Raw genomic sequence first — 26,447 nt, 5'->3', positions numbered from 1 at the left:
GGTTAGCGGTACGGAGCATCGGCTTCAAGGTTCGCGGCGATCGCCCGCTCCCACTTGTCCCCGTTCGCCAAGAGCTTGGCCTTGTCATAGAGCAGTTCCTCGCGCGTTTCGGTCGCGTACTCGAAGTTCGGCCCCTCGACGATGGCGTCCACCGGGCAGGCTTCCTGACAGAAACCGCAGTAGATGCACTTCGTCATGTCGATGTCGTAGCGCGTGGTGCGGCGCGAACCGTCGACGCGCGGCGCAGCCTCGATGGTGATGGCCTGCGCCGGACAGATCGCCTCGCACAGCTTGCAGGCGATGCAGCGTTCCTCGCCGTTGGGATAACGGCGCAGCGCGTGCTCGCCGCGGAAGCGGGGCGACAGCGGGTTCTTCTCGAACGGGTAGTTGATCGTCGCCTTGGGCCTGAAGAAGTACTTCAAGGTCAGCCAGTGCGCCTTCACGAACTCCCAGAGCGTGAAGCTCTTGATGAGATATGCGACGGTCATGCGAAGTGTCCGGTAGCCATGAGGTAGCCGCTGACGATGACGACGAACAGCAGCGAGGTAGGCAGGAAGATCTTCCAGCCCAGGCGCATCAGCTGGTCGTAGCGGTAGCGCGGAACGGTCGCCTTCACCCAGCTGAACACGAAGAAGAAGAACAGGACCTTGAGCAGGAACCACACGAAGCCCGGCACGATGTACAGGAACGGAATGTCGAGCGGCGGCAGCCAGCCACCCCAGAACAGCGTCGCGTTCAGCGCGCACATCAGCAGCACGTTCGCGTATTCGCCCAGCCAGTAGGCGGCGAAAGCCATCGACGAGTATTCGGTCTGGTAACCGGCGACGAGCTCGCTCTCAGCCTCGGTCAGGTCGAACGGCGCGCGGCCGGTCTCGGCCATGCCCGAGATCAGGAACATGACCCACATCGGGAACAGCAGCGGGTTCGCGACGAAGCCGTTGATGATGCCGAAGACGTGGCTCTTCTGGGCCATGACGATGCCGTTGAGGTTGAAGGTACCCGACCACAGCACGACGCAGATCAGGATGAAGCCGATCGAGACTTCGTAGCTGATCATCTGCGCCGAGGCGCGCATCGCCGAGAAGAACGGGTACTTCGAGTTCGACGCCCAGCCCGCCATGATCGTGCCGTAGACGCCCAGCGAACTGATCGCGAGCACGTAGAGCAGCCCGACGTTGATGTTGGCGAGGACCGCATTCGAGTTGAACGGGATCACTGCCCAGGCCATCAGCGCGACCGTGAAGGTCACCACCGGCGCGATCAGGAAGATGCCCTTGTTCGCGGCCGAAGGAACGATGGTTTCCTGGAGGAACACCTTCAGACCGTCCGCGAAGGACTGCAACAGGCCGAAAGGACCCACGACGTTCGGACCGCGGCGCAGCGCCATGGCCGCCCAGATCTTGCGGTCAGCGTAGATGATCATCGCCACGCTGAGCATCAGCGGCAGCGCGATCAGCAGGATGCCGCAGATCGTGGAGAGACCCCACGCCCATTCATAGGACATCCCGAGGGACTGGAAGAACGAAGTCATTCCGCCGCCTCCGCGAATTCCTCGCCGTGCAGCAGTTCAGCCGAACAGCGCTGCATCGTCGCGCTGGCGCGCGCGATCGGGTTGGTCATGTAGAAGTCCTTGATCGGATAGGCGATCGCCCCCGACGCGGAGGCGCCACCGGCAGGAAGAGCGCTGCCGTAATCGGCCAGCCCCTCGACACCGAGAGCAGGAACCGCAGCGATCATCGCGTCGCGCAGGGCGTCGAAGCTGTCGAAGCCGACCGAGACGCCGAAGGCATCGGCCAGCGCCCGCAGGATCGTCCAGTCCTCGCGCGCGTCACCGGGCGCGAAGACGGCCTTGTCGGCGAACTGCACGCGGCCCTCGGTGTTGACGTAAGTGCCCGCCTTCTCGGTATAGGCCGAGGCGGGCAGGATCACGTCGGCGGCGTGGGCCGCCTTGTCGCCGTGATGGCCGATATAGACGATCATCGAATCCGCGAACTTGGCGTAGTCAACTTCGTCAGCGCCGAGCGAGATGAGGACCTTGGGCTTGGCGGTGACGAGGTCGGCGATGCCGCCCTTCTGCGCGAAGCCGAGCATGAGGCCGCCCATGCGCGAGGCCGCCATGTGGAGGACGTTGAAGCCGTTCCAGGCCGAACCATCCTCAAGCTCGCGCACGAGGTTGAACTGGCCGGAGAGCGCGAGCGCCGCGTCGAGGCCGCCACGGCCCAGAGCTGCGCCACCCACGATCACCGCCGGACGCTTGGCGCCCGAGAGCGCGTCGGTGACGTGCTGCGGCAGACCGCCGAGCAGCGAAAGGTCTTCGCCGAGGAATTCGCCGCCGAACGTGGTTTCCCACTCCGGACCGATCAGGAACACCTTGGCGCCGCGCTTGACCGCCTTGCGCAGGCGGACGTTGACGGACGGGGCTTCCCAACGGACCATCGAGCCGACGACAAGGATCGCGTCCGCCGTCTCGATGCCGTTGAAGGTCGTGTTGAAATTCACTGCCGAGAGGCTGGATGTGTCGTAGTCCATGCCGGTCTGGCGGCCTTCGAGCAGTGTCGAACCCAGCGCGCCGACGAGCGCCTTGGCGGCGAACATCGTCTCGCAGTCGACCATGTCGCCGGCGACGGCGGCGATCGAATTGCCGGGGTTCAGCGTGGCGATCGCGGCGAAGGCGTCGTTCCAGCTGACCTGGACCAGCTTGCCGTCACGGCGCAGGAACGGCTTGTCGAGGCGGCGGCGAACGAGGCCGTCGACCTGGTAGCGCGCCTTGTCGCTGATCCATTCCTCGTTGACGTCGTCGTTGTTGCGCGGAAGCGCGCGGAGCACTTCGCGGCCACGGCTGTCGATGCGGATGTTGGCGCCGGTCGCGTCGGATACGTCGATGCCGAGCGTCTTCTTCAGCTCCCACGGACGCGCTTCGAACGCATAGGGACGGCTGGTCAGCGCGCCGACCGGGCAGAGGTCGATCACGTTCGCGCTCATCTCGTGATGGGCGGCACGTTCCAGATAGGTCGTGATCTGCATCGACTCGCCGCGATAGAGCGCGCCGATCTCGTCTACGCCGGCGACTTCTTCCGAGAAGCGCACGCAGCGGGTGCAGTGAATGCAGCGCGTCATCTGCGTCTTGATGAGCGGGCCCATGTACTTCTCGGTCACCGCGCGCTTGTGCTCGTGGTAGCGCGAGCCGCCGCGGCCGTAGGCGACCGACTGGTCCTGCAGGTCGCACTCGCCACCCTGGTCGCAGATCGGGCAGTCGAGCGGGTGGTTGATGAGGAGGAACTCCATCACCCCTTCCCGCGCCTTCTTGACCATCTCGGAATCGGTGCGGATTTCCTGGCCCTCGGTGGCAGGAAGCGCACAGGATGCCTGCGGCTTGGGCGGTCCGGGCTTCACTTCGACCAGGCACATGCGGCAGTTGCCGGCGATGCTCAGGCGCTCGTGATAGCAGAAGCGGGGGATTTCCTTGCCGGCCAGCTCGCAGGCCTGCAGCACCGTGGCGCCGGCAGGGACTTCGAGTTCTACGCCGTCTACTTTGACCTTCGGCATTATTCGGCAGCCTCTTGCAGCGATCCCGTGCGCGCTTCGATGCGGCGCTCGATCTCGGGGCGGAAGTGCTTGATGAGGCCCTGGATCGGCCACGCCGCAGCGTCGCCCAGGGCGCAGATGGTGTGGCCTTCGACCTGCTTGGTCACCTGCTGGAGCATGTCGATCTCGTCGACATGCGCGTCGCCGGTGCGCAGGCGCTCCATCACGCGCCACATCCAGCCGGTGCCTTCGCGGCACGGCGTGCACTGGCCGCAGGACTCATGCTTGTAGAAGTACGAGAGGCGGCTGATGGCGCGGACGATGTCGGTGGACTTGTCCATGACGATGACGGCGGCGGTGCCGAGGCCCGAGCCGACCGCCTTGAGGCCGTCGAAGTCCATCGGCGCGTCCCAGATGTCGGCCGACGGCACCAGCGGCACCGACGAGCCGCCGGGGATCACCGCCAGCAGGTTGTCACGGCCGCCGCGGATGCCGCCGCAGTGCCGCTCGATCAACTCGCTGAACGGGATCGACATCTCTTCCTCGACCACGCAGGGACGGTTCACGTGCCCCGAGATCTGGAAGAGCTTGGTGCCCTTGTTGTTCTCGCGCCCGAAGGAGGAGAACCACGAGGCCCCGCGCCGCAGAATGGTGGGAGCGACCGCGATCGATTCCACGTTGTTCACCGTGGTCGGGCAGCCGTAGAGGCCCGCGCCGGCCGGGAACGGCGGCTTGAGGCGGGGCTGGCCCTTCTTGCCTTCGAGGCTCTCGATCATCGCGGTTTCTTCACCGCAGATGTAGGCGCCGGCGCCGCGGTGGACGAAGACGTCGAAGTCGTAGCCCGAACCGCAGGCGTTCTTGCCGAGCAGACCGGCGGCGTAAGCCTCGTCACGCGCGGCGAACAGGGTCTCGGCCTCACGGATGTATTCGCCGCGGATGTAGATGTAGGCCGCGCGCGCACCCATCGCGAAGCCCGCGACCAGCGCGCCTTCGAGCAGCATGTGCGGATCGTGGCGGATAATCTCGCGATCCTTGCACGAACCGGGCTCGGATTCGTCGGCGTTGATGACGAGGAAGCTGGGCTTGGGATTGCCGTTCTGGTCGAGCGGGGGCTGCTTGGGCATGAAGGACCACTTCATGCCGGTGGGGAAGCCCGCACCGCCGCGACCGCGCAGGCCCGAAGCCTTCATCTCGTCGATGATGGCCGCGTTGCCGCGCTCGATCAGCGCCTTGGTGTTGTCCCAGGCGCCGCGTGCCTGCGCTTCCTTCAGGTTCCACGGCTGGTAGCCATAGACGTTCGTGAAGATGCGGTCCTTATCGGCGAGAGCCATTACCACTCACTCCGGTAGTCATGATTGGCGGAGACCATCGCCGCGAGGTTGGTGGGCTCGCCCACGGATTCGACGGTGTGGCGCGCCGGGTCCTGGGTGCCGGCCTTGGGGCTTTCGCCTCGGGCCAGTGCGTCGAGCACCGCGTTCATGCGCTCGGGCGTCAGGTCTTCGAAGTTGTCGTCGTTGATCTGGACCATCGGGGCCGAGGCGCAGTTGCCCATGCACTCGACCTCGGTGAACGACCACATGCCGTCCGCCGTGGTGTGGCCCTTCTTCATGCCCCGGGACTTGCAGGTCTCGATGATGTCGTCCGAACCGCGCAGCATGCACGGCGTGGTGCCGCAGACCTGGACGTGGAAACGGCCGATCGGCGCGATGTTGTACATCGTGTAGAACGAGGCGACCTCGACCACGCGAATGACCGGCATGGCCAGCTCGGCGGCAATGAATTCCATCACCGGGATCGGCAGCCACCCTTGCGTGTTCAGCTCTGCGCCGACCTGGCGCTGGGCGAGGTCGAGGAACGGCATCACCGCAGAGCGCTGGCGCCCTTCGGGATAACGCGAAAGGATGTCCTTTGCCTTTGCCGCGTTGGCCTCGGTCCAGGCAAAATTGCCCCAACGTGCCCGAAGTTCGGGCGTATCGGGTTCGATAAAGCGGTCAGCCATGCTTACCTCTGCGCTTCAGCCACTGGTCCTGGCCGAAAAAGAAAATCTCGAAACCGCCTACGGCGGTTGCCAGCATTGCGATCATCGGAGAGGGCTCGAACCCCGCCCAGAGCACCATGAAGTACAAACCAATCAGGAACAGCCCGGTCAGGCTGGCCCAGATGCGGATCATGTCGACAGTGTTGAACTTGGTCATCGGCCCCACTCCCACGCTTACCGGATGAACTCGACCCGAGAGCACTTGTCGCCCTCGAAACTGTAGACCGCGACCACGTCGAACGGTTCGACCAGAGCCGAACCATCGGTGGCGGGGCCGCGCGTCACATGCTCGCGCATCAGCACATAGCCGCCGATCTGCTGAGCCTCGACGATCTCGGCGTTGTTCTGCGGCCAGCGCACGAAAGCGGCGGCGAGACCGGAACGGGTGCCTTCCTTGCCTTCGCGGACGACGTCGCCGCGATAGTTCGCCTCGCAGGCTTCGTCGGTCATGTAGGACACGTAAGTGTCGACGTCCTGCGCGTTGTAGGCGGCGATCATGGCCTTGGCGGTGTCGAGGTTGCTCAACGGTCGCACTCCCCGAACACGACGTCGATGGCGCCCAGGATGGCGGTCGCGTCCGGCAGCATGTGGCCCTTGGACATGAAGTCCATCGCCTGCAGGTGCGAAAACGCGGTCGGGCGGATCTTGCAGCGGTACGGCTTGTTAGAGCCGTCCGAGACGAGATAGACGCCGAACTCACCCTTGGGGCTTTCGGTCGCGACGTAGACTTCGCCGGCTGGCACGTGGAAGCCCTCGGTGTAGAGCTTGAAGTGATGGATCAGCGATTCCATCGAGCTCTTCATCTCGGCGCGCTTGGGCGGCACTACCTTGCGGTCGTCCGAAGCGACGGGACCCTCGGGCATCTCACGAAGGCACTGCTTCATGATCCTGGCCGACTGGCGCACTTCCTCGACGCGGACCATGAAGCGGTCGTAGCAGTCCGAGTTGGTACCGACGGGGATCTCGAAGTCCATGCGGTCGTAGACGTCGTAGGGCTGCGACTTGCGGATGTCCCAGGGGATGCCCGCGGCGCGGATCATGGGGCCCGAGAAGCCCCAGGCCAGCGAGTCTTCCTTGCTGGTGATCGCGATGTCGACGTTGCGCTGCTTGAAGATGCGGTTGTCGACCACGAGGCTCATGGCATCGTCGAACAGGCGCGGCAGGCGCGTGTCGAGCCAGTCGGCCAGATCGGTCAGCAGCTTGAGCGGCACGTCCTGATGGACGCCGCCGGGGCGGAACCAGGCCGAGTGCATGCGCGCGCCGGATGCGCGCTCGAAGAAGTTGAGGCAGTCCTCGCGGATTTCGAACAGCCACAGGTTCGGGGTCATGGCGCCGACGTCCATGACGTGGCTGCCCATGTTGAGCATGTGGTTGCAGATACGGGTCAGCTCGGCGAACAGCACGCGCAGGTACTGGGCGCGCAGCGGCACCTCGAGGTTCAGGAGCTTCTCGATGGCGAGCACATAGGAGTGCTCCATCGCCAGCGGCGAACAGTAGTCCAGGCGGTCGAAGTACGGCAGCGCCTGGAGGTAGGTCTTGTGCTCGATCAGCTTCTCGGTGCCGCGGTGGAGCAGGCCGACGTGCGGATCGATGCGCTCGATTATCTCGCCGTCGAGCTCCATGACCATGCGCAGCACGCCGTGCGCCGCCGGGTGCTGGGGACCGAAGTTGATGGTGTAGTTGGTGATGACCTCGTCGCCGGTGGTGGGCGACGTCTCGAGCTGCATGCTCACTTGTCGTCCTCCTTGGCCGGACGGCTCTCGGTATCCTTGGGAGCCTCGGGGGCTTTACCTGCCTCGGCCGTGGCCGGGGCCTCCGCCGAAGACTTGTCGGCGGCCTTGTCGTTCGCCTTGTCGCCTGCGCCGGTGTCGGCCTTTGTCTCGGTGGCCTTGGGCGTCGCGACCGGCGGCGGGGCAGCGGCCTCGGCCGCCTTCTCGTCGCCCGGGAGCACGTAGTCGGCGCCTTCCCACGGGCTCATGAAGTCGAACGTGCGCAGGTCCTGCGCCAGCTTGACCGGCTCGTAGACGACGCGCTTGTCCTCCTCGGAATAGCGCAGTTCGACGTAGCCGGTGAGCGGGAAGTCCTTGCGGAAGGGGTGACCCTCGAAGCCGTAGTCGGTGAGAATGCGGCGCAGGTCATGGTTGCCGGCGAAGATCACGCCGTACATGTCGAACACTTCGCGCTCGAGCCAGCCCGCATTGGGCCACAGCGTCGTGACGGTCGGCACCGGGGTATTCTCGGCGGCGGTGACCTTCACCATGAGGCGATGGTTCTTCGTCACCGAGAGCAGCATGTAGACGACTTCGAAGCGCTCGGGACGCGACGGATAGTCGACCCCTGCCATCTCCATCATCTGCTGGTATTCGTGATCGTCGCGCAGGATGCGGAGCGCGTTCTCGATCTCGCCGCGCGCGACGGTGAGCACGATCTCGCCATGCTCCTCCTTCGCGGCGACGACCTTGGTGCCGAGCGCGGCGACGAGGGCGTCGAGGACACCCTCGTTCGAGGCGATCTTCGGGGCGGAATGCAGAACGGGCATCTGGTCCTTACCTCTCGACCGTGCCGACGCGGCGGATCTTGCGCTGCAGCTGCATCACGCCATAGAGCAGCGCTTCGGCCGTCGGCGGACAGCCAGGCACGTAGATGTCGACCGGCACGATGCGATCGCAGCCGCGCACGACCGAGTAGCTGTAGTGGTAATAGCCGCCGCCGTTGGCGCACGAGCCCATCGAGATGACGTACTTGGGCTCCGACATCTGGTCGTAGACCTTGCGGAGCGCCGGGGCCATCTTGTTGCACAGCGTACCGGCCACGATCATCACGTCCGACTGGCGCGGGGACGCGCGCGGGGCGGCGCCGAAGCGCTCCATGTCGTAGCGGGGCATGTTGACGTGGATCATCTCGACCGCGCAGCAGGCGAGGCCGAAGGTCATCCACCACAGCGAGCCGGTGCGGGCCCACTGGAACAGGTCCTCGGTGCTGGTGACGAGGAAGCCCTTGTCGGACACTTCCTGGTTGAGGTCCTTGAAGAACGACTGGTCGGGCGCGGTGATCGCGCCGGCGGGTCCAGGGTGGGCGGCGCGGGCCAGAGGCTGGCCGGCAGAGTTCACGAGCGTGCTCATTCCCAGTCCAGAGCTCCCTTCTTCCATGCATAGGCGAGGCCGATGGCCAGTTCGCCGAGGAACACCATCATCGTCGTCCAACCGGCCCAGCCGGTCATCTTGAGCGAGACGGCCCAGGGGAACAGGAACGCGGCTTCGAGATCGAAAATGATGAACAGGATCGCCACCAGGTAGAAGCGTACGTCGAACTGGCTGCGCGGATCCTCGAACGCGGGGAAGCCGCATTCATATTCGCTGTTCTTGTCGGCGCTGGGCTGGTGCGTGCCGGTCAGACGGGCGACGCCCATCGGCAGGAACACGATCACCGAGGAAAGCCCCAGCGCGATGACCAGGAAGATCAGGATCGGCAGGTATTGTGACAGATCGGTCAATGGTCTCTTGCCTCATACCGGATGCGACGTTGACGGACTCGGAAAGGTCATGGGCGAATGCCGTCAAGTTGGGCGCGCTCTTAGGCCAGCCCTCCCGACGCTGCAAGGTGTACGGTTGGATAAATCCGCCCATTCGCGTTGCATTGCAACACGTAGAAGGCTTCTCTCACGGGAATTCCGGGAGAAACGGGGCGCAGTGCCGGTTTGCGCAAATGGCCTGCGCGGATTACGCAACCAATCGGGCGATTTACTGCGAAACGTTCGCGACATGTCTTGGCAATCTCAAGGACGGGCCCATCTTCCATTCGAGCCGAAAGGCGCAGCCGGACAAAACGCGGCCGGGCGATGAAAGCAAGGGCCGCATGGTCACTGACCTGTCGCATCATTGCAATTGACGCAGCGCAACATTATCCGAGCCTCAACTATTCCGATTTCCCATGCGAAAGGCATATCATGGCCCAGATTTCCGCATCCGACCCGATCGTCATTCTTTCTTATGCACGCACGCCGATGGGCGGCCTCCAGGGCGTCTTCGCCGAAGTCTCGGCGACCGACCTCGGCGCCACGGCGGTCAAGGCGGCCGTCGAGCGCTCAGGAGTCGCGGGCGAGGACATCGAGCGCATCTACATGGGCTGCGTCCTGCCCGCAGGCCTCGGCCAGGCCCCTGCCCGCCAGGCCGCGATAAAGGCCGGCCTGCCCAAGTCGGTCCAGGCGACCACAGTCAACAAGGTCTGCGGCTCAGGCATGCAGACGGTGATCATGGGCGCCGAGGCGCTGGCCTCCGGCTCGCTCGACATCGTCATCGCCGGCGGCATGGAATCGATGACCAATGCACCCTACCTGTCCAAGAAGCACCGCTCGGGCGCGCGCGCCGGCCATGACACACTGTATGACCACATGTTCCTCGATGGCCTCGAAGACGCCTACGAGGGCGGCTCGATGGGCTCGTTCGCGCAGGTCACCGCCGACGAGTACCAGCTCACCCGCGAGAACCAGGACGACTACTCGATCGAGTCGCTCCGCCGTGCACAGGAGGCCATCAACAGCGGTGCCTTCAAGGACGAGGTCGTCCCCGTCACCGTCAAGACCCGCAAGGGCGAAGTGATCGTCGATACCGACGAGCAGCCGCCCAAGGGCAACCCGGACAAGATCCGCACCCTGCGCGCCGCCTTTGCCAAGGACGGCACCATCACCGCCGCCAGCTCCAGCTCGATTTCGGATGGTGCCGCGGCCGTGGTGCTCACCCGCAAGAGCGTAGCCGAAGCCAAGGGCCTGACCCCGATCGCCACTGTCGTCGGCGTTTCGGGTCACGCGCAGGAGCCTTCGAAGTTCACCACCGCGCCGGTCGGCGCGATCACCAAGCTGATGGACAAGGTCGGCTGGAAGCTCTCCGACGTTGACCTGTTCGAAGTCAACGAGGCCTTCGCCTGCGTCGCGATGTTCGCGATGCACGACCTCGGCATCCCGCACGACAAGGTGAACATCCACGGCGGTGCGACCGCGCTGGGCCACCCGATCGGCGCCTCGGGCACCCGCATCATCGTCACCCTCGTCAATGCCCTGAAGGAAAAGGGCCTGAGGAAGGGCGTCGCCAGCCTCTGCATCGGTGGCGGCGAAGCCACCGCGGTCGCGATCGAACTCGTCTGAACCGAGAGACAAGCTGAAACACAAAACCCCCGCCGGCGACGGCGGGGGTTTTTGTTTGGGTGAGCGAACCGGGAAGCGCGGCGCGCCTCCCTCAGGTCACTTGGCCGGCTGCTTCTCGAAAGCGGCGGTGATCGACAGCGTCGTCTCGTCGCTGACGAGCGGGGCATACTTGCTGACGCCGAACTCCGTGCGTTTGATGACGCCGGTCGCGTTGAAGCCCAGCGTGTAGGCCTTGTTCATGGGGTTCACGGCCGCTGCCTTGAAGGTCGCCTTGAGCGTGACCGGACGGGTAACGCCATGCAGCGTCAGGTTACCGGTGACGTCGGCGGCGTTGGCGCCGGTCTTCACGACCTTGGTCGAGACGAAGCGCATGGCGGGGTATTTCTCCGCGTCGAGCCACTCTGCGCCCACCAGTTCCTCGTCCAGCGTGCGGTTGGTGGTCGAGACGGTTGCCACAGGGACGGTCACGTCGAGTTTGGCGTCCGAAATGGCCTTGGGGTCGAGGGAAAGCGTGCCGCTGGCGCCCGGAAGCGTGCCGAAGAACTCACTGATGCCGAAGTGATCGACGGTGAAACGCACCAGCGTGTGCGAACTGTCGAGCGCGTACCGGCCCGCCTGGACCTGCGCGGCATTGGTGTTGGCCTGCTGCGCGATGATCGGCGCGGACACGGCAAAGGTAGCGGCCAGGATGGCCGACACAAAAATGCGCTTCATGTGAAATTCTCCAGCGGAGCGAAGGGGATAGCGCCTGTTCCCACCCTTGGGACCCCGTGCCCAGACGGATAAATTCGACCGGCTTGTTCAGGTTTCTCGAACAAGCTGGTCGACTATCCTCCAAATGCCTTTCGCGCCGACAGGCCGAGCAACAGCACGGCTGCCAGCAAGGACCAGAAGAACACCGCAGTCCACGGCATGAACCCGACCCGGTCGAGATCGACTCGCCGGTGGCGCCGACGATCCCCGAACCAGGCGGTGACAGCCAGCACCGCGGCCAGGCCGCCGAAAATCGCCATGACAAAGGTCGAATCGTCCATCCGCCGCCCTTGCCTCCAAGCGCGGCCGAGTTAAAGCCCCGAGTCGTGAAAGCCATCCCGCAGCCGCCCCGCGCAGAGCGCCCGATGCTCGCCATCGCCCTGCGCGTCGGGGCCATGGCGATGCTTTCGACGATGTTCATGCTCGTCAAGGTCGCGGGCGAGGCGGGGGTGACGCTCCCCGAACTGGTGTTCTGGCGCCAGGCGATGAGCCTGCCGATCATACTCGCCGCGCTGCTGCTGACCGGTCGACTCCGCCTGCTGGCGACCCGGCGCATGGCCAGCCACGCCATGCGCGCCGGCAGCGGCACGGCCGGCCTTTGCTGCAACATCGGCGCGGCGACCCTCCTGCCTCTCCCCGTGGCAACGACACTGGGCTTCACGACGCCGCTGTTCGCCGTCCTCATCACCGCCAGCGTCCTGCGTGAAACGGTCGGAAAATGGCGCTGGACCGCCGTTGTCCTGGGTTTCATCGGCGTGCTCATCATCACCCGCCCCGGCGAGGTTCCGGTGCCCGCGCTGGGTCTTGCCTGCGGCCTCGGCGCCGGCATCATCGTCGCCATCGTGAGCTTCCAGATCCGCGACCTCGCCCGCACCGAGGCGCCGATCGCCTGCGTGTTCTGGTTCGCGTTCTACGGCTCGCTGTTCAGCGCGGTGCTGCTGCCGTTCTACGCCCGGCCGCACGGAGCCTCCGAATGGTTGCTGCTGGGAGGAATCGGGCTTACCGGCACGCTCGCGCAGTTTCTCATCACCGCGGCGCTGCGCTTCGGACAGGTCGCGACAGTGGTGGTGATGGACTATACCGCGCTGATCTGGTCGACGTTCTACGGCTGGGTGATCTGGGACAACCTGCCCGCCTATACCACGTGGCTGGGCGCCCCGGTCATCGTCGCGGCCGGGCTCGTCATCACCTCGCGCGAGCATTTCCTGTCGCGCCGCATCTCGCCCACCTCCGCGCTCGACGAAAGCGCGACGGAAGAGGCGCACGCAGACGCGGAACGGCAGCCCCAGGGAACCGGATGACACGGCGCGTGTTTCGACGGGAGCAACGAGCCGGCACGGCCGGGTCGCATCGCTAGAAGGAACACGAACATGGTCAAGAAGCTCGTCCTCGCCCTCGTCGCCAGCGGCATCGTTCTCTCGGCTTCGGCCTGCAACACCGTCAAGGGCGCTGGCCGCGACGTCGAATCCGTCGGCCAGGCTGGCGACGACGCGATCAACAAGTAAGCAGACAGCGCGCGGGCCGGTTTCACGCCACCGACCGAAACCGGCCTGCCGCTTTGCAACAGCGCTTTCCTCGGTGCTGCCCTTGGGATAATCCGAGGCATCACAAGGGAGTATGCGCCGAATGATTCAGAAGATTATCCTCGCCCTCGCCGCTGGCGGCGTCGTCCTTGCCGCCTCTGCCTGCAACACCGTCAAGGGTGTTGGCCGCGACATCGAGTCGGTCGGTCAGGCCGGATCCAACGCGATCAACTGAGGCCGTCAGGCATCGAAAACGCGAGCCGCGACCATCGCCTGCGCTCGCTGCCACAATATCAGACGGCTCAACACCACCATTCCCAGCGCGAGCCCCAGCATGGCGTCGGTCACCAGCAGCGCAGTCGCCGAGGGGTGACCGCCCTGCATGGCCATGCTGCCCGGCAGCAACAGCCTCCGCGCCGCAAAGACCGCGAGGATGAGCATCAAGGCCAGCGGTGACTGGCGCACCATGACGCGCGCCTCGCTCCCCTCGCCGTCGATGTGCAACCGCAGCAGCCGCGAGCGTTGCATGCCGACCCCGCCGCCCACGGCGAAACCGCAGGCAAGCGTCAGCAAACCCAGCCCGCTCGGCGGCATGGCGGCCAGCGCGAGGCACACCGCCGCCGAGACGATCAGGGGCATGATCCAGAGCAGAGGAAGGCGCAGCGGCCGCGCTTTCTGGAGATTGCGGAAGCGCCAGGCCATGACGCCTGCGAAGATCAGCAGCGGCAGGTACGCATGCCAGCCATGTCCAGCGCCTCCGCCCATGTCGTCAGCTCCCGCCGATCTCGCTCAGCGACGGCGTTCCGGGAACCCCGGCCTCGCCCTGCCATACCAGCACAGGCTTGCGCGCGGCGAGGGTTTCGTCAAGCCGCCTGCGCGGCGCGAAGTGCGGCGCGGAGTGCAGGCTCTGGTCGCCGGCCTTTGCGCGTTCGGCCAGGCTGCGCAGCGAGGCGATGAAGCGGTCGAGGCCCGCCTTGCTCTCGGTCTCGGTCGGCTCGACCAGCATTGCGCCCTTGACCACCAGCGGGAAGTAGACCGTCATCGGGTGGAAGCCCTCGTCGATCAGGCCCTTGGCGATGTCGAGCGTCGAGAAGCCCTCGGCGAGCCCCGCGTCGCTGAACAGCGCCTCGTGCATGCACGGGCCGCTGTCGGCGAAGGGAGCGGGCAGCAGGTCCTCGCATGAACGCAGCACATAGTTGGCGTTGAGCACCGCGTCCTCGGCAACCTGGCGCAGGCCGTCCGCGCCGTGGCTGAGGATGTACGTCAGCGCGCGGGTGAACATGCCCATCTGGCCGTGGAAGGCGACCATGCGGCCGAACGCCTGGGCATGGCCCTCGCTGGCATTCTCCTCCTCGACGAGATGGATCGACCCGTCATCGCCGCGCGTGACGAACGGCAGCGGCGCGAAGGGCGCCAGCGCCTCGGACAGCACCACCGGACCCGCACCGGGACCGCCGCCGCCGTGAGGCGTCGAGAAGGTCTTGTGCAGGTTGATGTGCATGGCATCGACACCGAGGTCGCCGGGGCGCACCTTGCCGACGATCGCGTTGAAGTTGGCGCCGTCGCAGTAGACGTAGCCGCCCGCCGCATGGACGGCATCGGCGATCTCGCGCATGTCGGGCTCGAACAGGCCGCAGGTGTTGGGGTTGGTGATCATCACCCCCGCCACGTGGGGGCCCAGCTTCGCCCTGAGCGCCGCCACGTCGACCCGGCCGGCCGGGGTCGCCGGGATCGATTCCACCTTGAAGCCCGCGAAGGCCGCGGTCGCCGGGTTGGTGCCGTGGGCGCTCTCGGGCACCAGCACGACATCGCGAACCTCGCCCCGCGCATCGAGTGCGGCGCGGATGCACAGCAGCCCGCACAGCTCGCCGTGCGCGCCCGCCTTGGGGCTCATCGCCACAGACGCCATGCCGGTCAGCGTGATCAGCCAGTCGGCGAGCTGCTCGATCACCTCGAGCGCACCTTCGATGGTCTTTTGCGGCTGCATCGGATGAACGTCCGCGAAGCCCGGCAGGCGGGCCATCTTCTCGTTCAGGCGCGGGTTGTGCTTCATCGTGCACGAGCCGAGCGGGAACGGCCCGAGGTCGATGGCGTAGTTCTGGCGCGACAGGCGCGTGTAGTGGCGCACCGTCTCCGGCTCGGTCAGGCCTGGCAATGCGGGAGCGGCCTTGCGCAGGAACTTGGCGAGCCCGCCGACCGGAGCGCGGTCGGCGGCGTCGATATCAACGCCGCACTTGTCGGACGAGCCCAGCTCGAAGCTCAGGGCTTCTTCGAGCATCAGCCCGTAATCACCGCTCGATGTCGTGAATTTTGCTTCGCCGGTGGCTTCACCCATCGAAGGGCGCCAACCGCTTGCGTTCACCGCGCTCATGCCGAGGCTCCTTCCAGCACTGCTTCCAGTTCGAGGGCGAACGCCTCGATATCCTCATTGGTGGTCGTCTCGGTCGCGGCGACGAGCAGTCCGTTGTGCAGACCATCGGCCACCGGGAACAGACGCCCGAGCGAGACACCGCCCAGCACCCGTCGCTCGGCCAGTTCGCGAACGACCTCGCGCGCATCGCGCGGCAGGACGAGCGTTGCCTCGTTGAAGTAGGCGTCGTTCAGCAAGGAGACCCCGGGAATGCGGGTCAACCGCTCGAACGTCGCCTGGGCGCGGGCGTGATTGACCCCGGCCAATTTCGCGAGGCCCTCGCCGCCCAGCAAGGTCAGGTGAATACTGAAGGCCAGCGCACAAAGACCTGAATTCGTGCAGATATTGCTCGTCGCCTTCTCGCGCCGGATGTGCTGCTCGCGGGTCGAGAGGGTCAGCACGAAGCCGCGCTTCCCGTCCGCATCGATGGTCTGGCCGCAGAGGCGACCCGGCATCTGGCGCACGAACTTCTCGCGGCAACCGAACAGGCCGAGGTAAGGTCCGCCGAACTGCAGGCCGACGCCAAGCGACTGGCCCTCGCCTACGACGATGTCGGCGCCCAGTGCGCCCGGTGCCTCGATCAGGCCCAGCGCCACCGGCTCGGTTACCACTGCCACGAGCAGCGCGCCGCTGGCGTGTGCGGCCTCGGCGATCGCGGCCAGGTCGGGGATGCGGCCCAGTACGTCAGGGTACTGGACGACGACGCAGGATGTCCTGTCGTCGATCGCCGCGATCAGGGCGGCGTCGTCCGGATCGGCCACCAGTTCGGGCGACAGCGAGACGATGTCGTCCTTGGTGAACTTCGCCATGGTCCGCACCACTTCGCCGTAGTGCGGGTGCAGGCCGCCCGACAGGATGGCGCGGCCCTTGCGGGTGACGCGCGCGGCCATCAGGATCGCTTCCCAGCACGCGGTGGAGCCGTCGTACATCGAGGCATTGGCGATGTCGGTGCCGAACAGCCGCGCGACCTGGGTCTGGAACTCGAACAGCACCTGCAGCGTGCCCTGCGCGATTTCCGGCTGGTAGGGCGTGTAGGCGGTCAGGAACTCGCCGCGCTGGATCAGGTGATCCACCGAGGCCGGAACATGATGCCGATAGGCGCCCGCGCCGATGAAGAAAGGCGCGGAACCCGCGCTCACGTTCTTGGCGGCCAGCGCGGTCATGTGGCGTTCGACGGCCATTTCACTCGCGTGGGCAGGCAGGCCCTCGATGGGACCGGCCAGACGGGCGGCGGCGGGAACGTCGACGAAAAGGTCGTCGACAGTGGCGGCGCCGATCGTCTCCAGCATGGAGGTGCGGTCTGCCGCGGTCAGGGGAAGGTAGCGCATTGGGAGCGGTCTTTCATTCGAACGCCGGGCTAACCGGCTACGGCTTCACCCCTTTTCCCGTCATCCTGGTGAAGGGGGCGACCATCCGCTGTGCGTGCAACACGAAACCACGGCAGATGGGTTCCCGCCTTCGCGGGAATGACGGGGAGGAAGGGACGCGAAGCCGCAAGAATCAGAGGCTGTCGACGTAAGTCTTGTAGGCGGCCTCATCCATCAGCGCGGCCAGCTCGGCGGCGTCGGAGAGGGTCACGCGGAACAGCCAGCCGCCGGTTTCGGCTTCGGTGTTCACCAGTTCCGGCGCGTCGGCCAGAGCGCCGTTCACTTCGGCAATGGTGCCGGAGACGGGCGTATAGACGTCCGAGGCGGCCTTGACGGAATCGACCACGGCGACGGAATCGCCCTTGCCGACGCTCGCGCCCTCGGCGGGGACATCGACGAAGGTGATGTCACCGAGCTGGCCCTGGGCGTAGTCGGTGATCCCGACGGTGCCGAGGTCGCCTTCGACTTCGATCCACTCGTGGTCTTCGGAAAAGTAGCGGGTCATGGTGGGGTCCTCAGCGGTGGTAACGGTGGGGGACGAAAGGCATGGGCACGACATGAGCGTCGAGCTTCTTGCCTCTCATTTCGATGGTGAGCGCGGTTCCGTCGGCGGCAAGGTCGGCATCGACGTAGGCCATGGCGATCGGCTGCTGCAGAGATGGTGAGAAACCACCCGAAGTCACGATACCAACTTCCTGTTCATCTTTGAAAACTTTGGCGCCTTCGCGGGCAGCCATGCGCCCTTCGATGGTCAGCCCGATGCGGCGACGCGGGGTGCCTTCGGCGAAATCGCGCAGCACGCGGTCGGCGCCCGGGAAGCCACCCTCGGTGCGGCGGCGCTTGTTGACGGCAAACTTGAGGTCCGCGTCGATGACGCTGGTTTCGGGCGAAAGGTCGTGGCCGTAGAGTGGCAGACCGGCCTCCAGACGCAGGGAATCGCGCGCGCCCAGGCCGATCGGCTTCACTTCGGGCTCCCCGCAGAGCAGCGCGGCCACGGCCTCGGCCGCATCGCCGGGAATGGCGATCTCGAATCCGTCCTCGCCGGTATAACCCGAGCGGCTGATCCAGGCATCGACGCCGCCGAGCTTGAACTGGCCGCCCTTCATGAAGGTCAGCGCCGAGAGCGGATATTCGCCGCTGACATGACGCTCCAGCGCCGCGAAGGCCTTGGGGCCCTGCAATGCCAGCAGCGCGTTGTCGTCGAGATGGTTGAGCGTGACCTCGTCCGGTAGCAGTTCGCGCAGGGTGCCGATGTCGTCCCACTTGGTCGCTCCGTTGACGACAAGGTAGAAACCTGTCTGCCAGCGCGTGACCATGAGATCGTCGAGAATCCCGCCCTCCTCGTCGAGCAGCAGCGAATAGCGCACTGCACCCAGCTTGAGCGTGGACAGGTCGATGGGAAGCGCGGCTTCCAGCGCGGCCTCGAGGTCCGGCGTGATGCCGTCCTCGCTCGACATGTAGAGCTGGCCCATGTGGCTGACGTCAAACAGGCCGGCGTTCTCGCGCGTCCAGAGATGCTCGGCCATGATGCCCTCATACTGGACGGGCATCATGTAGCCGGCGAATTCGACCATGCGGCCACCCTGTTCGCGATGCCAGGCATCGAGCGGCAGGTTCAGCGGGACGAGGTCTTCGACGTCCTCGTCATCGAAGGAAACTGGGTATTCGCTCAAGACACGACTCCGCAACAAGCATGGCACACCATTCCGGTGCCCCCTCTGTCACGGAAACCTGAGAGCTTCCCCGGCGTCATCCGCTATGGGATGGACCGGGTTACACCGTCGGCGGCCACGACCTTACGGGACGGGGCACTTTCCAGAGTATCGCTGTCGACGCCGCGCGGTCCTTTTGCCTGAGAGATTCCGGGGCGGTTGCTCCTTCGGCGCCTTGTCCGTTCCGGTGAACCGAATCGGCAAGGTCTCTCCCGCGCGTGTCAGCGAGTGCCCCAGCCTTGGTTCAGGGCTTGCTCCAAGTCAACGCCGGGCAGCGTCCGGTGCGAAGGTATCGACCGATATCCGGTTTCCGCGGCCTCGATCCTTCGTCGCTCTCGCTGGGCGCGACGCCGACGCCTAGTTCGCCCGCCGCTTCATCGCATCGTGCTCGTGGACGAAACGCCCCGCCGCCTGCTCGCGCGACAGCGACAGAATGGCGCGGGCCACGGCTGTTGCCCGGATCGAGCGGAAGCGGGTCAGGCGGCCTTGCAGGGCGAGGTCCACCAGCGGCGCGGCGATCTGCATGGCGCGTTCGAGAGGGCGACGTTCCCCGCGCCGACCGCGCAGAAGGCCCGGTCGCAACAGGTCGAGGCGTTTGAAGCCGAGCTTGCCCAATGCGTCTTCCGTCTCGCCCTTGACGCTCAGGTAGACGTTCTTCGCCGTGCGATCGGCGCCGACCGACGAGACCAGGATCATGTGCTCGATCCCGGCCTCGCGCGCGGCCTCGGCGCTGAAGCGGACGAGGTCGTGGTCGATGGCGCGGAACTGCTCCGGGCTGCCGGCGGCCTTGATGGTGGTCCCCAGCGCGCAGACGAGCACGTCGGCGCGGGCGGCGCGGATGAGCTGGGGCCAGTCGATCGGCTCGCCCACCAGCATCTCCATGCGCGCGCCGCGCGGCAGCACCGCCTCGCGCCGGCCGACGCCGATGACGCGCACGTCCTCTCGCCTGATGGCCTCGGCGATCAGCGCGGAACCGACCAGCCCGGTCGCCCCGACCAGGCAGATGCGAACAGCCCCCTGTTCCATGGTCAGTCGCCGTCAGACATTGCTGAGCCCCTCGGGCGTGCGGCCGTAGATCTCGGCGTGGCGGGCGATGGCGAAGCGGTCGGTCATGCCGGCTATGTAGTCGGCGATGTGGCGGCTGCGATCAGGCTCGAAGCGGGGCATGTTGTCGATCCAGCGCTCTTCCATCAGCACCGACTCCTGCGAATAGGCGGCGTAGAGTTCGGCAAGCACCGCCCTCGCACGCTTCGCGGTCTCCATCTGCTCGGGGTGATAGTAGAGCTTGTCGTACATGAAGCGCTTGAAGGCGCGTTCCCCCTCGGCCATTTCCGGCGAGAACGCGACCAGCGCCCGGCCTGCGGCGCGCACTTCCTCGACACTGCCGACGCCGACGAGGTTCGCCTGTGTCTGCGCGACGAGATCATTGACCATGACGCCGATCTGGCTGCGGATGAGTTCGGCCAGCTGGCGCTCGATGTCGACGCCGGGGTAGCGGCGCTCCACTTCGGCCCACTGCGAGGCGACGAAGGGGTGGGCAAGCAGTTCGTCGAGGTCGAGGAAGCCGGCCCGCAGCCCATCGTCGATGTCGTGGTTGTCGTAGGCGATGTCGTCCGACAGCGCCGCCACCTGAGCTTCGAGCGAGGCATGGGTGTGCAGGTCGAGCGGATAAGCCGCGTCGAGGCCTGTCAGCGCCCAGCCCGGCTCGGTGACGGGACCGTTGTGCTTCGCCAGCCCCTCCAGCGTCTCCCAGGTCAGGTTGAGGCCATCGTGCTCGCAATAGGGGCTGTCGACGCGCATCAGCGTGCGCAGGGTGTGGGCGTTGTGGTCGAAGCCGCCGGCCTTGTGGAGCGCGGCGTTCAGTGCATCCTCTCCGGCGTGGCCGAACGGGGGGTGACCGATGTCGTGCGCCAGCGCCAGCGCCTCGGTCAGGTCCTCGTCGAGGCCGAGGATGCGCGCGATGACGCGGGCGATCTGCGCGACTTCGAGGCTGTGGGTCAGGCGCACCCGGTAATGATCGCCATCGGGCGCGATGAAGACCTGGGTCTTGTAGCGCAGACGGCGGAAGGCGATCGAGTGGATGATGCGGTCGCGGTCGCGCTGGTACGGGCTGCGCGCGCCGCGAGCGAGGCCGTCCCCGGTCGGGAACTCGCGCCCGCGCGAACGGGCGGGATCGGAAGCGTAGGGAGCTAGGGTCAAGCGCGCGGTCTCCGCGTGTGCGACGAAGGGCAGAGGCGCCGCCCTAGCGGGCAAGGCCGGTCGAGCACAAGAGCGCCGAAGTGCCTGTCACCCTTACGATCCTGCGGTCGTCGAGGTTCCGTACGGTGCGCAGCAGCTGGCCGGTGTCGCGAGCCTCGTCGCGCAGCACCGAGAGCTGGTACAGCTGCCGCAGCGTGAGCCGCTCGGCGAGGCGGCGGCCCATGCAGGCGGCAGCCTCGCCGGTCATCCCGCCCTCGGCGAAAGCGGTGCGTACGCGGTACTCGGCATAGCGGTGGGCGGCGTACCATAGCGCGCCGCCCAGGACGAAGAGGATCAGCAGGACCTTGAACAGGCGTACCATCGGCAGGACTACGCCTTCAGGTCGGCCGGGCGCCGCACATCCCGGCCAGCTTCGATCAGGATGCGATCAGGCCGACGACGCCCGCCGCAATGACCACGCAGGCGATCGTGCCCCAGGTCGCCATCTTGATGAACGAGTTGTAGGTGGCGGTGGCCGCCTTGATGTCGTTGCCCGAAGCCATGATCGTTTATCCCCTGTCCTTTTGTTCGATGGCCCGCTCTAGCGGGGGCAGGCCATGGGCTCAAGAGCGAACGCGCGCCGAAATCTCAGGCTTAATCCCGTATTTACCGGTTACCTCTAAAGCTGCCCTTCCACCCCCCGGAGGCGATGCAAAGCGGCGAACAATGGCGGACCTCGATCAACGCCTCCTGATGCTCATCGACGATGAACCGGCCCAGAGCCGCCTCATCTCCGCGCTTGCATCGCGCGAAGGCTGGCGCACGCTCATCGTGCGCGACGCCGAGACCGCGATCGCCACGCTGGGTACGCGCCAGGGCATGCAGCTTTCGGCGATCGTCCTTGACCAGTGGGTGCCCGGCGACGACGCCTGCAGTCTGATCGCCGAACTCAAGGCGCGGCGCCCGGCGCTGCCCATCCTGATGCTGACCGCCAGCACCTCGCCGCTGCTTGCCGTCGAAGCGATGCGGGCCGGGGCAACCGACTACCTCATCAAGCCCGTCGCTCCCGACCGGCTGATGCATGCCCTGCGCTCGGCGACGACGCTCGAGGCGCCGCGCGACGAGCTGGCACCCCTCACCGAAAAGATGACCGCCAACCCCGATTTCGAATCGATGATCGGGGCCTCGCCCAACTTCCGCAAGGCGCTGGCCGTGGCCGCCAAGGCGGCGCGCGGGCACTCTCCCGTGCTGATCGAGGGCGAGAGCGGGTCGGGCAAGGAAATGCTGATCCGGGCGATGCACGCGGCCTCACCCCGTACCCGGATGCCGCTGCGGATCGTCAATGTCGGCGGGATGCCGGCAAATTCGATCGAGTCCGTCCTCTTCGGTCACGAGAAGGGCGCCTTCCCCGGCGCCTTCGATCGCCAGATCGGCGCGCTCCAGCACTGCGACGGCGCCACCCTCGCGCTCGACGAGATCGACAGCCTGCCGCTGTCGGTACAGGAGCGCCTGCTCGAAGCGATCCGCAAGGGCGATTGCCGCCCGATCGGCGCGCGCCATTCGTTCCGCGTCGACGTGCGCATCATCGCGGCGAGCAACCTGCCGCTCGCCGACATGGTGAGCCAGGACCTGTTCCTGCCCGAACTGCTCGAAGCGCTTTCGGCTACCAAGGTCCACCTGCCCGCCCTGCGCGAACGGCCCGGCGACCTGCCCGCCCTCACCCGCTACTTCCTTGCCCGCATCGGCGAGCAGCCGGGCCTGCGCGAACTGGGCGTGACCGACGGCGCGCTGTCGCTGCTCGCCGCCTACGACTGGCCGGGCAACGTGCGCCAACTCCAGGCCGTGCTGTTCCGCGCGGCGGTGTTCTGCGATGGCGACGCGCTAACATCGGAAGATTTTCCACAGCTTCTCAACATCCTTGGCACAGGGTCTTCCACAATCGCGGGCAACCCGATGCAGGAGAGTTCCGGGGTCATGCTCTACACCCCCGACGGCCACCTGCGCCCGCTCGAGGAGATCGAGGCCGACGTCATCCGCCTCGCCATCGGGCTCTACCGCGGCCGCATGACCGAAGTGGCGCGGCGGCTCGGCATCGGGCGGTCCACGCTCTACCGCAAGCTGAGCGAACTGGGCATCGACAACGCCGCCTGAGCCCGCCAGTCTCTTGAGGGGAAGTATGTATACTCGTCGGAGGCGCCACGGTTCGGGCATGGCAAAAGGCCGGGCCCATGCTCGCGCATGGCCCGGCCCTGAAGCATTCTAAACGCTGAAGGTTCAGATTCCTTCGATGTAGACGGTCGGGACGCGGTAGCCCTTCTTGGCCATGGCCTTGACGTACTTGCCCCTTTCGCCGCGCAGTTCGCTGCCATATTCCTCCCAGGCATCGCGCTGGTCCTCAATGTCGCTGGCGTGGCGCAGGTCGCTCGAAAGTTCCTTCTGCGTCTCGTTGACGTTGGCGCGGTAGTTGTACCAGTTCCTGCCTTCGATGCCGCCGATGGGCGCCCCGATTATGCGGCCTTCCTCGGCGCGGGCGACTTTTTCCTCATACATCGCCGGCACGACAGCCATGGCGGTGACGGGAATGGCGGCGAAGGCCAGCGCAGCGGCGCTGAGGATCTTGGTCTGCTTCATGGGAACTCCCCTTTGGCTTTCCAGGCCGGGCGACATTGCCGCGGCGGTTCGAAGGGGAAACGGGCAGTCGTGGGATTGGACCCAGCCCAATGGACGAAACGGGCTTCAGACGGGACACGACGGTCTTATGGCGACGGGGGCACACAACCACCGCCCCTCCTGTTCATCTCGCTGAAATCCGGCGTTAATCCACGGTCCAGATTTGTATCAGACTGACAGCTGCGAGAAGTCGGTCAGCGCCGCATCGCGCAGGCCCCGCCATACGCGGACCGCCTGCACCGTCTCGAACACGTCGTGGACGCGCAGGATGTGAGCTCCCGCCTCCATCGCCTTGACCGCGAGCGCCAGCGATCCGCCCAGGCGCTGGTGCGCCGCCGCCTCGTTCGAGAGAGCGCCGATCATCCGCTTGCGGCTCACGCCGACCAGCAAGGGCTGGCCGAGCCCGTGGAACAACGGCAGCGCATTGAACAGCGCGAGGTTCTGCGCGAGCGTCAGCCCGAAGCCGAAGCCGGGGTCGAGGATGATCCGCTCCGCCGCGATGCCCGCCGCCACGGCTGCGTCGCGGCGCTCCTCCAGCCAGTCGAACACGCCGAGCGCGATATCCTCGTAGCCGGCGGACGAATGAAGGTCGTCCGCCTTGCCGGGCGCGTGCATCAGCACAACGGGCGCGTCGGTGGAGGCGGCAAGCTCCAGGCTGCGCGGGTCGTGGCGCAGGGCGGAAACGTCATTGATGATGTGCGCGCCGGCCGCCATCCCGGCCTCCATGACCCCCGGACGCCGCGTGTCGAGGCTGATCGCCGCGCCCATCGCCGCCAGCCTGCCGACCATCGGCACCACGCGCCTGATCTCGTCACCTTCCCAGACCGCACCGGCGCCCGGACGGGTGGACTCGCCGCCCACGTCGATGATCGCCGCGCCGGCCTCCAGCATGGCCGAGGCATGGGCCGAGGCCTCGGCCTCGTCGTCGAGGAATCGGCCGCCGTCGGAGAAGCTGTCCGGCGTCATGTTAAGGATGCCCATGACCTGCGGCTGGTCGAGCCGGACCATGCGCGGCCCGCATTTGAGCGGCGCATGGACCTTGCGCAAGTTCGCCCACTGCGCCTCGCCCGCCGCGCCGAGGTCCGCCGGCAGCGCGGCCAGCGCCGATGCCATCTGGCTGGCGGACGCTCGTTCACGCGAGACGATGCGGCCGCCCTCCCGCACGATCAGCGCGAAGCGGCTCGCCCACACCATCGCCCCGCCGAGGCGGACGGCGTCGCCCTCCTCGCTCTGCGGGCTGTCGGCGAAGGCGATCGGGCGGATGTAGAGCTTGCGGGTCATGGCGCGGCCTTAGCGGGTCCGAAGCTCAGGCTGAACCCGTTTTGGTGCAGCCCCGAAATGGGGGACTCGCCCACCCGTCGTCCCGGACCGCTGGCCGAGCGTCGCTCGTTCGCGGCGCGTACAGCCTGGCCGATAGGTGGGCTGTTCATTGACAGCGGTCCCGGATCAAGTCCGGGACGACGATCAGGCTTTATTATGATTATGCCTCACGGCTCCGTGGCGAGCAGGTACAGCTGGCGGATCGCGTCGAGCGGCTTGACCTGCCCCTCGTACTCCAGATGCCAGAAGGTCCAGCCGTTGCATGAGGGCGCGCCCTGAACCGTCGAGCCGACGCCGTGGATCGAGCCGGTGACGTCGCCGGTCATCAGCGAACCATCCGCGCGCACGGTGGCGACATGGCGGCGCTTCTTGTCCCACACTTGGGTCCCGGGCTGGATCCAGCCCGTCTCGACCAGCGTCCCGAAGGCGACCTTGGGCGCGGTGCGCTTGGACTGCATGGTCTTGAGCGCGGATTCGTCGAGCGGCAGCGCCATCTCGATGCGCTCCAGCGCGGCTTCGCGGTAATCGCTCTCGCGCTCGCAGCCGATCCATTCGCGGCCCAGGCGCTTGGCGACGGCGCCGGTGGTGCCGGTGCCGAAGAACGGGTCGAGCACGACGTCGCCCTTGTTGGTCGTCGCCAGCATCACGCGGTAGAGCAGCGCCTCGGGCTTCTGGGTCGGGTGGACCTTGCGGCCGTCCTTCTTGAGGCGCTCGGCGCCGTTGCAGATCGGCAGGACCCAGTCGGAGCGCATCTGCAACTCGTCGTTGAGGGTCTTCATCGCGCGGTAGTTGAAGGTGTACTTCGCCTTCTCGCCCATGCTCGCCCAGATCAGCGTCTCGTGCGCGTTGGTGAAGCGGGTGCCCTTGAAGTTCGGCATCGGGTTGGCCTTGCGCCAGACGATGTCGTTGAGGATCCAGAACCCCATGTCCTGCATGATCGCGCCGAGGCGGAAGATGTTGTGGTACGAACCGATCACCCACAGCGAACCCTCGGGCTTGAGCACGCGGCGCGCCTCGGTCAGCCATTCGCGGGTGAATTGGTCGTAAGTCGCGAAGCTGGTGAACTTGTCCCAGTCGTTCGTCACCGCATCGACGTGGCTGCCGTCCGGGCGGGACAGGTCGCCGCCCAGCTGCAGGTTGTAGGGCGGATCGGCGAAGACCATGTCGACGCTGGCGTCGGGGATCGTGCGCATCGCCTCGATGCAGTCGCCGGTCAGGATGCGGCCGAGCGGAAGCAGTTCCTTCGGCGTGGGCGCAGGCGCCCGCGCACGAATCCGTTCCTTGACCAAAATCTGACCCATGACTGCTCCGATAAACTGTGGATATGCCTCTAGGGTGAGTCATCGCGGACTCCGCGTCAAGGCGCGACTCGTTGGGAATCCTTGTGATTCAGGTGTTCAGCAGCGGGGAACAAAAGGAATCCGACACTAGATGTCGAGTCAGGGCGACTCGGCAGGACTCAAGATATGGTGGGTGTGGCCCCGGGGACTCGTGGAAAACTTTTCGGTTCGCATCGTAAAACGGAGAAGCTCAACCGTGAGCCAAGATGCACTTTATGCAACTTTGGTCCTCATCGTTGCATTTGCCGCAAAGGCCGCCGCAATCCAAATGGCCGGCAGATGCTGCACCGCAGCAATGCCACAATCGAGGTCGCCATGTTTTCTCTTATTTCGCTCTATTTCGCCTCGCGTCGCGACGTCGTCCTCGCCGAGCGCCACATGGCCGGCCTGGCCGAGACGCCCGCCGCTGCCCCCGCCGCGCCCGTGATCGACCAGCCGGCAGCCGCCGCGCCGCTTCCGCTGGCCGCCTGA

At 66.2% G+C, this 26,447-nt stretch carries 31 protein-coding genes and 2 riboswitches; of the genes, 6 read left to right on the top strand and 25 right to left on the bottom strand.

The features are described from left to right. Positions 1-2: 2 nt before the first annotated feature. Genes nuoI through AC07M9_RS07065 form a run of 11 tightly spaced genes read right to left on the bottom strand, consistent with a single transcriptional unit; the run spans position 3 to position 9,056 of the window. The gene (gene nuoI / locus AC07M9_RS07115) at positions 3-488 is read right to left on the bottom strand and encodes an NADH-quinone oxidoreductase subunit NuoI (RefSeq protein ID WP_494882515.1); all 486 of its coding nucleotides are present in this window, start codon (positions 486-488) and stop codon (positions 3-5) included. Then, positions 485-1,531, bottom strand: a complete 1,047-nt coding sequence (gene nuoH / locus AC07M9_RS07110; protein ID WP_494882513.1) for an NADH-quinone oxidoreductase subunit NuoH — start codon at positions 1,529-1,531, stop codon at positions 485-487. Before nuoH ends, nuoI begins: the two co-directional genes overlap by 4 nt. Next, positions 1,528-3,546 (bottom strand): NADH-quinone oxidoreductase subunit NuoG, encoded by a 2,019-nt coding sequence (gene nuoG / locus AC07M9_RS07105; RefSeq protein WP_494882511.1) that lies wholly within the window; start codon positions 3,544-3,546, stop codon positions 1,528-1,530. Before nuoG ends, nuoH begins: the two co-directional genes overlap by 4 nt. Further along, a complete protein-coding gene (nuoF, locus tag AC07M9_RS07100) occupies positions 3,546-4,856 on the bottom strand; it encodes an NADH-quinone oxidoreductase subunit NuoF (protein ID WP_494882509.1) in 1,311 nt (436 codons plus the stop codon). The genes nuoG and nuoF overlap by 1 nt, the downstream gene beginning before the upstream one ends. Then, complete coding sequence (locus tag AC07M9_RS07095; protein ID WP_494882507.1) at positions 4,856-5,524, bottom strand: complex I 24 kDa subunit family protein; 669 nt, start codon at positions 5,522-5,524, stop codon at positions 4,856-4,858. Before AC07M9_RS07095 ends, nuoF begins: the two co-directional genes overlap by 1 nt. Then, positions 5,517-5,720, bottom strand: coding sequence for a hypothetical protein (locus tag AC07M9_RS07090; protein ID WP_494882505.1), 204 nt, complete (start codon positions 5,718-5,720; stop codon positions 5,517-5,519). The genes AC07M9_RS07095 and AC07M9_RS07090 overlap by 8 nt, the downstream gene beginning before the upstream one ends. A gap of 17 nt (positions 5,721-5,737) precedes the next feature. Further along, positions 5,738-6,088, bottom strand: a complete 351-nt coding sequence (locus AC07M9_RS07085; protein WP_494882503.1) for a nuclear transport factor 2 family protein — start codon at positions 6,086-6,088, stop codon at positions 5,738-5,740. Further along, the gene (locus tag AC07M9_RS07080) at positions 6,085-7,296 is read right to left on the bottom strand and encodes an NADH-quinone oxidoreductase subunit D (protein ID WP_494882501.1); all 1,212 of its coding nucleotides are present in this window, start codon (positions 7,294-7,296) and stop codon (positions 6,085-6,087) included. Before AC07M9_RS07080 ends, AC07M9_RS07085 begins: the two co-directional genes overlap by 4 nt. Beyond that, positions 7,293-8,102, bottom strand: coding sequence for an NADH-quinone oxidoreductase subunit C (locus AC07M9_RS07075; RefSeq protein WP_494882499.1), 810 nt, complete (start codon positions 8,100-8,102; stop codon positions 7,293-7,295). The genes AC07M9_RS07080 and AC07M9_RS07075 overlap by 4 nt, the downstream gene beginning before the upstream one ends. Before the next feature lie 7 nt (positions 8,103-8,109). Next, positions 8,110-8,685, bottom strand: coding sequence for a NuoB/complex I 20 kDa subunit family protein (locus tag AC07M9_RS07070; RefSeq protein WP_494882497.1), 576 nt, complete (start codon positions 8,683-8,685; stop codon positions 8,110-8,112). After that, complete coding sequence (locus AC07M9_RS07065; RefSeq protein WP_494882495.1) at positions 8,682-9,056, bottom strand: NADH-quinone oxidoreductase subunit A; 375 nt, start codon at positions 9,054-9,056, stop codon at positions 8,682-8,684. The genes AC07M9_RS07070 and AC07M9_RS07065 overlap by 4 nt, the downstream gene beginning before the upstream one ends. 453 nt (positions 9,057-9,509) lie before the next feature. Between AC07M9_RS07065 and AC07M9_RS07060 the strand changes: the two genes are divergently transcribed. Beyond that, positions 9,510-10,703 carry an acetyl-CoA C-acyltransferase gene (locus AC07M9_RS07060; RefSeq protein ID WP_494882493.1) on the top strand — a complete coding sequence of 398 codons (1,194 nt, stop codon included), beginning with the start codon at positions 9,510-9,512 and terminating at the stop codon, positions 10,701-10,703. 96 nt (positions 10,704-10,799) lie between these two features. On the opposite strand, the gene AC07M9_RS07055 is transcribed toward AC07M9_RS07060, so the two are convergent. Together AC07M9_RS07055 and AC07M9_RS07050 are read right to left on the bottom strand one after the other, a co-directional pair. Beyond that, positions 10,800-11,417 carry a YceI family protein gene (locus AC07M9_RS07055; protein WP_494882491.1) on the bottom strand — a complete coding sequence of 206 codons (618 nt, stop codon included), beginning with the start codon at positions 11,415-11,417 and terminating at the stop codon, positions 10,800-10,802. A 113-nt stretch (positions 11,418-11,530) separates the two neighbouring features. Continuing rightward, positions 11,531-11,737 carry a hypothetical protein gene (locus AC07M9_RS07050; RefSeq protein ID WP_494882490.1) on the bottom strand — a complete coding sequence of 69 codons (207 nt, stop codon included), beginning with the start codon at positions 11,735-11,737 and terminating at the stop codon, positions 11,531-11,533. Between the two features lie 84 nt (positions 11,738-11,821). On the opposite strand from AC07M9_RS07050, the gene AC07M9_RS07045 reads away from it, so the two are divergent. The 3 genes from AC07M9_RS07045 to AC07M9_RS07035 all read left to right on the top strand — a co-directional run bounded on the left by AC07M9_RS07045 (position 11,822) and on the right by AC07M9_RS07035 (position 13,214). Then, positions 11,822-12,757 (top strand): DMT family transporter, encoded by a 936-nt coding sequence (locus AC07M9_RS07045; protein WP_494882489.1) that lies wholly within the window; start codon positions 11,822-11,824, stop codon positions 12,755-12,757. 69 nt (positions 12,758-12,826) lie between these two features. Then, entirely contained in the window at positions 12,827-12,961 is a 135-nt protein-coding gene (locus AC07M9_RS07040; RefSeq protein ID WP_494882488.1) for an entericidin A/B family lipoprotein, read from the top strand. Between the two features lie 121 nt (positions 12,962-13,082). After that, on the top strand, positions 13,083-13,214 hold the full coding sequence (locus AC07M9_RS07035) for an entericidin A/B family lipoprotein (protein WP_494882486.1): 132 nt from the start codon (positions 13,083-13,085) through the stop codon (positions 13,212-13,214). Positions 13,215-13,219: 5 nt separating this feature from the next. Here AC07M9_RS07035 and AC07M9_RS07030 read toward each other — a convergent pair whose 3' ends face one another. The 9 genes from AC07M9_RS07030 to AC07M9_RS06990 all read right to left on the bottom strand — a co-directional run bounded on the left by AC07M9_RS07030 (position 13,220) and on the right by AC07M9_RS06990 (position 21,209). Beyond that, positions 13,220-13,744 carry a CcdC protein domain-containing protein gene (locus tag AC07M9_RS07030; protein ID WP_494882485.1) on the bottom strand — a complete coding sequence of 175 codons (525 nt, stop codon included), beginning with the start codon at positions 13,742-13,744 and terminating at the stop codon, positions 13,220-13,222. Positions 13,745-13,748: 4 nt separating this feature from the next. Further along, positions 13,749-15,350, bottom strand: coding sequence for an aminomethyl-transferring glycine dehydrogenase subunit GcvPB (gene gcvPB, locus AC07M9_RS07025; protein WP_494882484.1), 1,602 nt, complete (start codon positions 15,348-15,350; stop codon positions 13,749-13,751). After that, on the bottom strand, positions 15,347-16,717 hold the full coding sequence (gcvPA, locus tag AC07M9_RS07020; protein ID WP_494882482.1) for an aminomethyl-transferring glycine dehydrogenase subunit GcvPA: 1,371 nt from the start codon (positions 16,715-16,717) through the stop codon (positions 15,347-15,349). Before gcvPA ends, gcvPB begins: the two co-directional genes overlap by 4 nt. 172 nt (positions 16,718-16,889) lie before the next feature. Beyond that, positions 16,890-17,261: a glycine cleavage system protein GcvH gene (gene gcvH, locus AC07M9_RS07015; protein WP_494882480.1), complete on the bottom strand. Its 372-nt coding sequence runs from the start codon at positions 17,259-17,261 to the stop codon at positions 16,890-16,892. Positions 17,262-17,271: 10 nt separating this feature from the next. Further along, positions 17,272-18,429, bottom strand: coding sequence for a glycine cleavage system aminomethyltransferase GcvT (gcvT, locus tag AC07M9_RS07010; RefSeq protein ID WP_494882478.1), 1,158 nt, complete (start codon positions 18,427-18,429; stop codon positions 17,272-17,274). A 35-nt stretch (positions 18,430-18,464) separates the two neighbouring features. Then, a riboswitch (glycine riboswitch) is annotated at positions 18,465-18,585 on the bottom strand. Between the two features lies 1 nt (position 18,586). Further along, positions 18,587-18,693: riboswitch (glycine riboswitch) on the bottom strand. A gap of 132 nt (positions 18,694-18,825) precedes the next feature. Continuing rightward, positions 18,826-19,494, bottom strand: a complete 669-nt coding sequence (locus tag AC07M9_RS07005) for an NAD(P)H-binding protein (RefSeq protein WP_494882476.1) — start codon at positions 19,492-19,494, stop codon at positions 18,826-18,828. 12 nt (positions 19,495-19,506) lie between these two features. Beyond that, on the bottom strand, positions 19,507-20,667 hold the full coding sequence (locus tag AC07M9_RS07000) for a deoxyguanosinetriphosphate triphosphohydrolase (protein WP_494882474.1): 1,161 nt from the start codon (positions 20,665-20,667) through the stop codon (positions 19,507-19,509). Between the two features lie 43 nt (positions 20,668-20,710). Further along, on the bottom strand, positions 20,711-21,028 hold the full coding sequence (locus AC07M9_RS06995) for a hypothetical protein (RefSeq protein WP_494882472.1): 318 nt from the start codon (positions 21,026-21,028) through the stop codon (positions 20,711-20,713). Positions 21,029-21,083: 55 nt separating this feature from the next. Beyond that, a complete protein-coding gene (locus AC07M9_RS06990) occupies positions 21,084-21,209 on the bottom strand; it encodes an aa3-type cytochrome c oxidase subunit IV (protein ID WP_007680617.1) in 126 nt (41 codons plus the stop codon). Between the two features lie 163 nt (positions 21,210-21,372). Between AC07M9_RS06990 and AC07M9_RS06985 the strand changes: the two genes are divergently transcribed. Continuing rightward, positions 21,373-22,797, top strand: a complete 1,425-nt coding sequence (locus AC07M9_RS06985; RefSeq protein ID WP_494882470.1) for a sigma-54-dependent transcriptional regulator — start codon at positions 21,373-21,375, stop codon at positions 22,795-22,797. Positions 22,798-22,920: 123 nt separating this feature from the next. Here AC07M9_RS06985 and AC07M9_RS06980 read toward each other — a convergent pair whose 3' ends face one another. The 3 genes from AC07M9_RS06980 to AC07M9_RS06970 form a co-directional block, all read right to left on the bottom strand. Next, positions 22,921-23,277, bottom strand: a complete 357-nt coding sequence (locus AC07M9_RS06980) for a hypothetical protein (protein ID WP_494882468.1) — start codon at positions 23,275-23,277, stop codon at positions 22,921-22,923. A gap of 207 nt (positions 23,278-23,484) precedes the next feature. After that, positions 23,485-24,597, bottom strand: a complete 1,113-nt coding sequence (folP, locus tag AC07M9_RS06975) for a dihydropteroate synthase (protein WP_494882467.1) — start codon at positions 24,595-24,597, stop codon at positions 23,485-23,487. 206 nt (positions 24,598-24,803) lie between these two features. Next, a complete protein-coding gene (locus tag AC07M9_RS06970; protein ID WP_494882466.1) occupies positions 24,804-25,937 on the bottom strand; it encodes a site-specific DNA-methyltransferase in 1,134 nt (377 codons plus the stop codon). A 354-nt stretch (positions 25,938-26,291) separates the two neighbouring features. On the opposite strand from AC07M9_RS06970, the gene AC07M9_RS06965 reads away from it, so the two are divergent. Further along, entirely contained in the window at positions 26,292-26,447 is a 156-nt protein-coding gene (locus tag AC07M9_RS06965) for a hypothetical protein (RefSeq protein WP_494882465.1), read from the top strand.

Source organism: Novosphingobium sp. GW821-FHT09E05, assembly GCF_059416165.1.
Note: the sequence above shows the minus strand (reverse complement) of the source record. Positions and strands in the feature narration are given on the sequence as shown.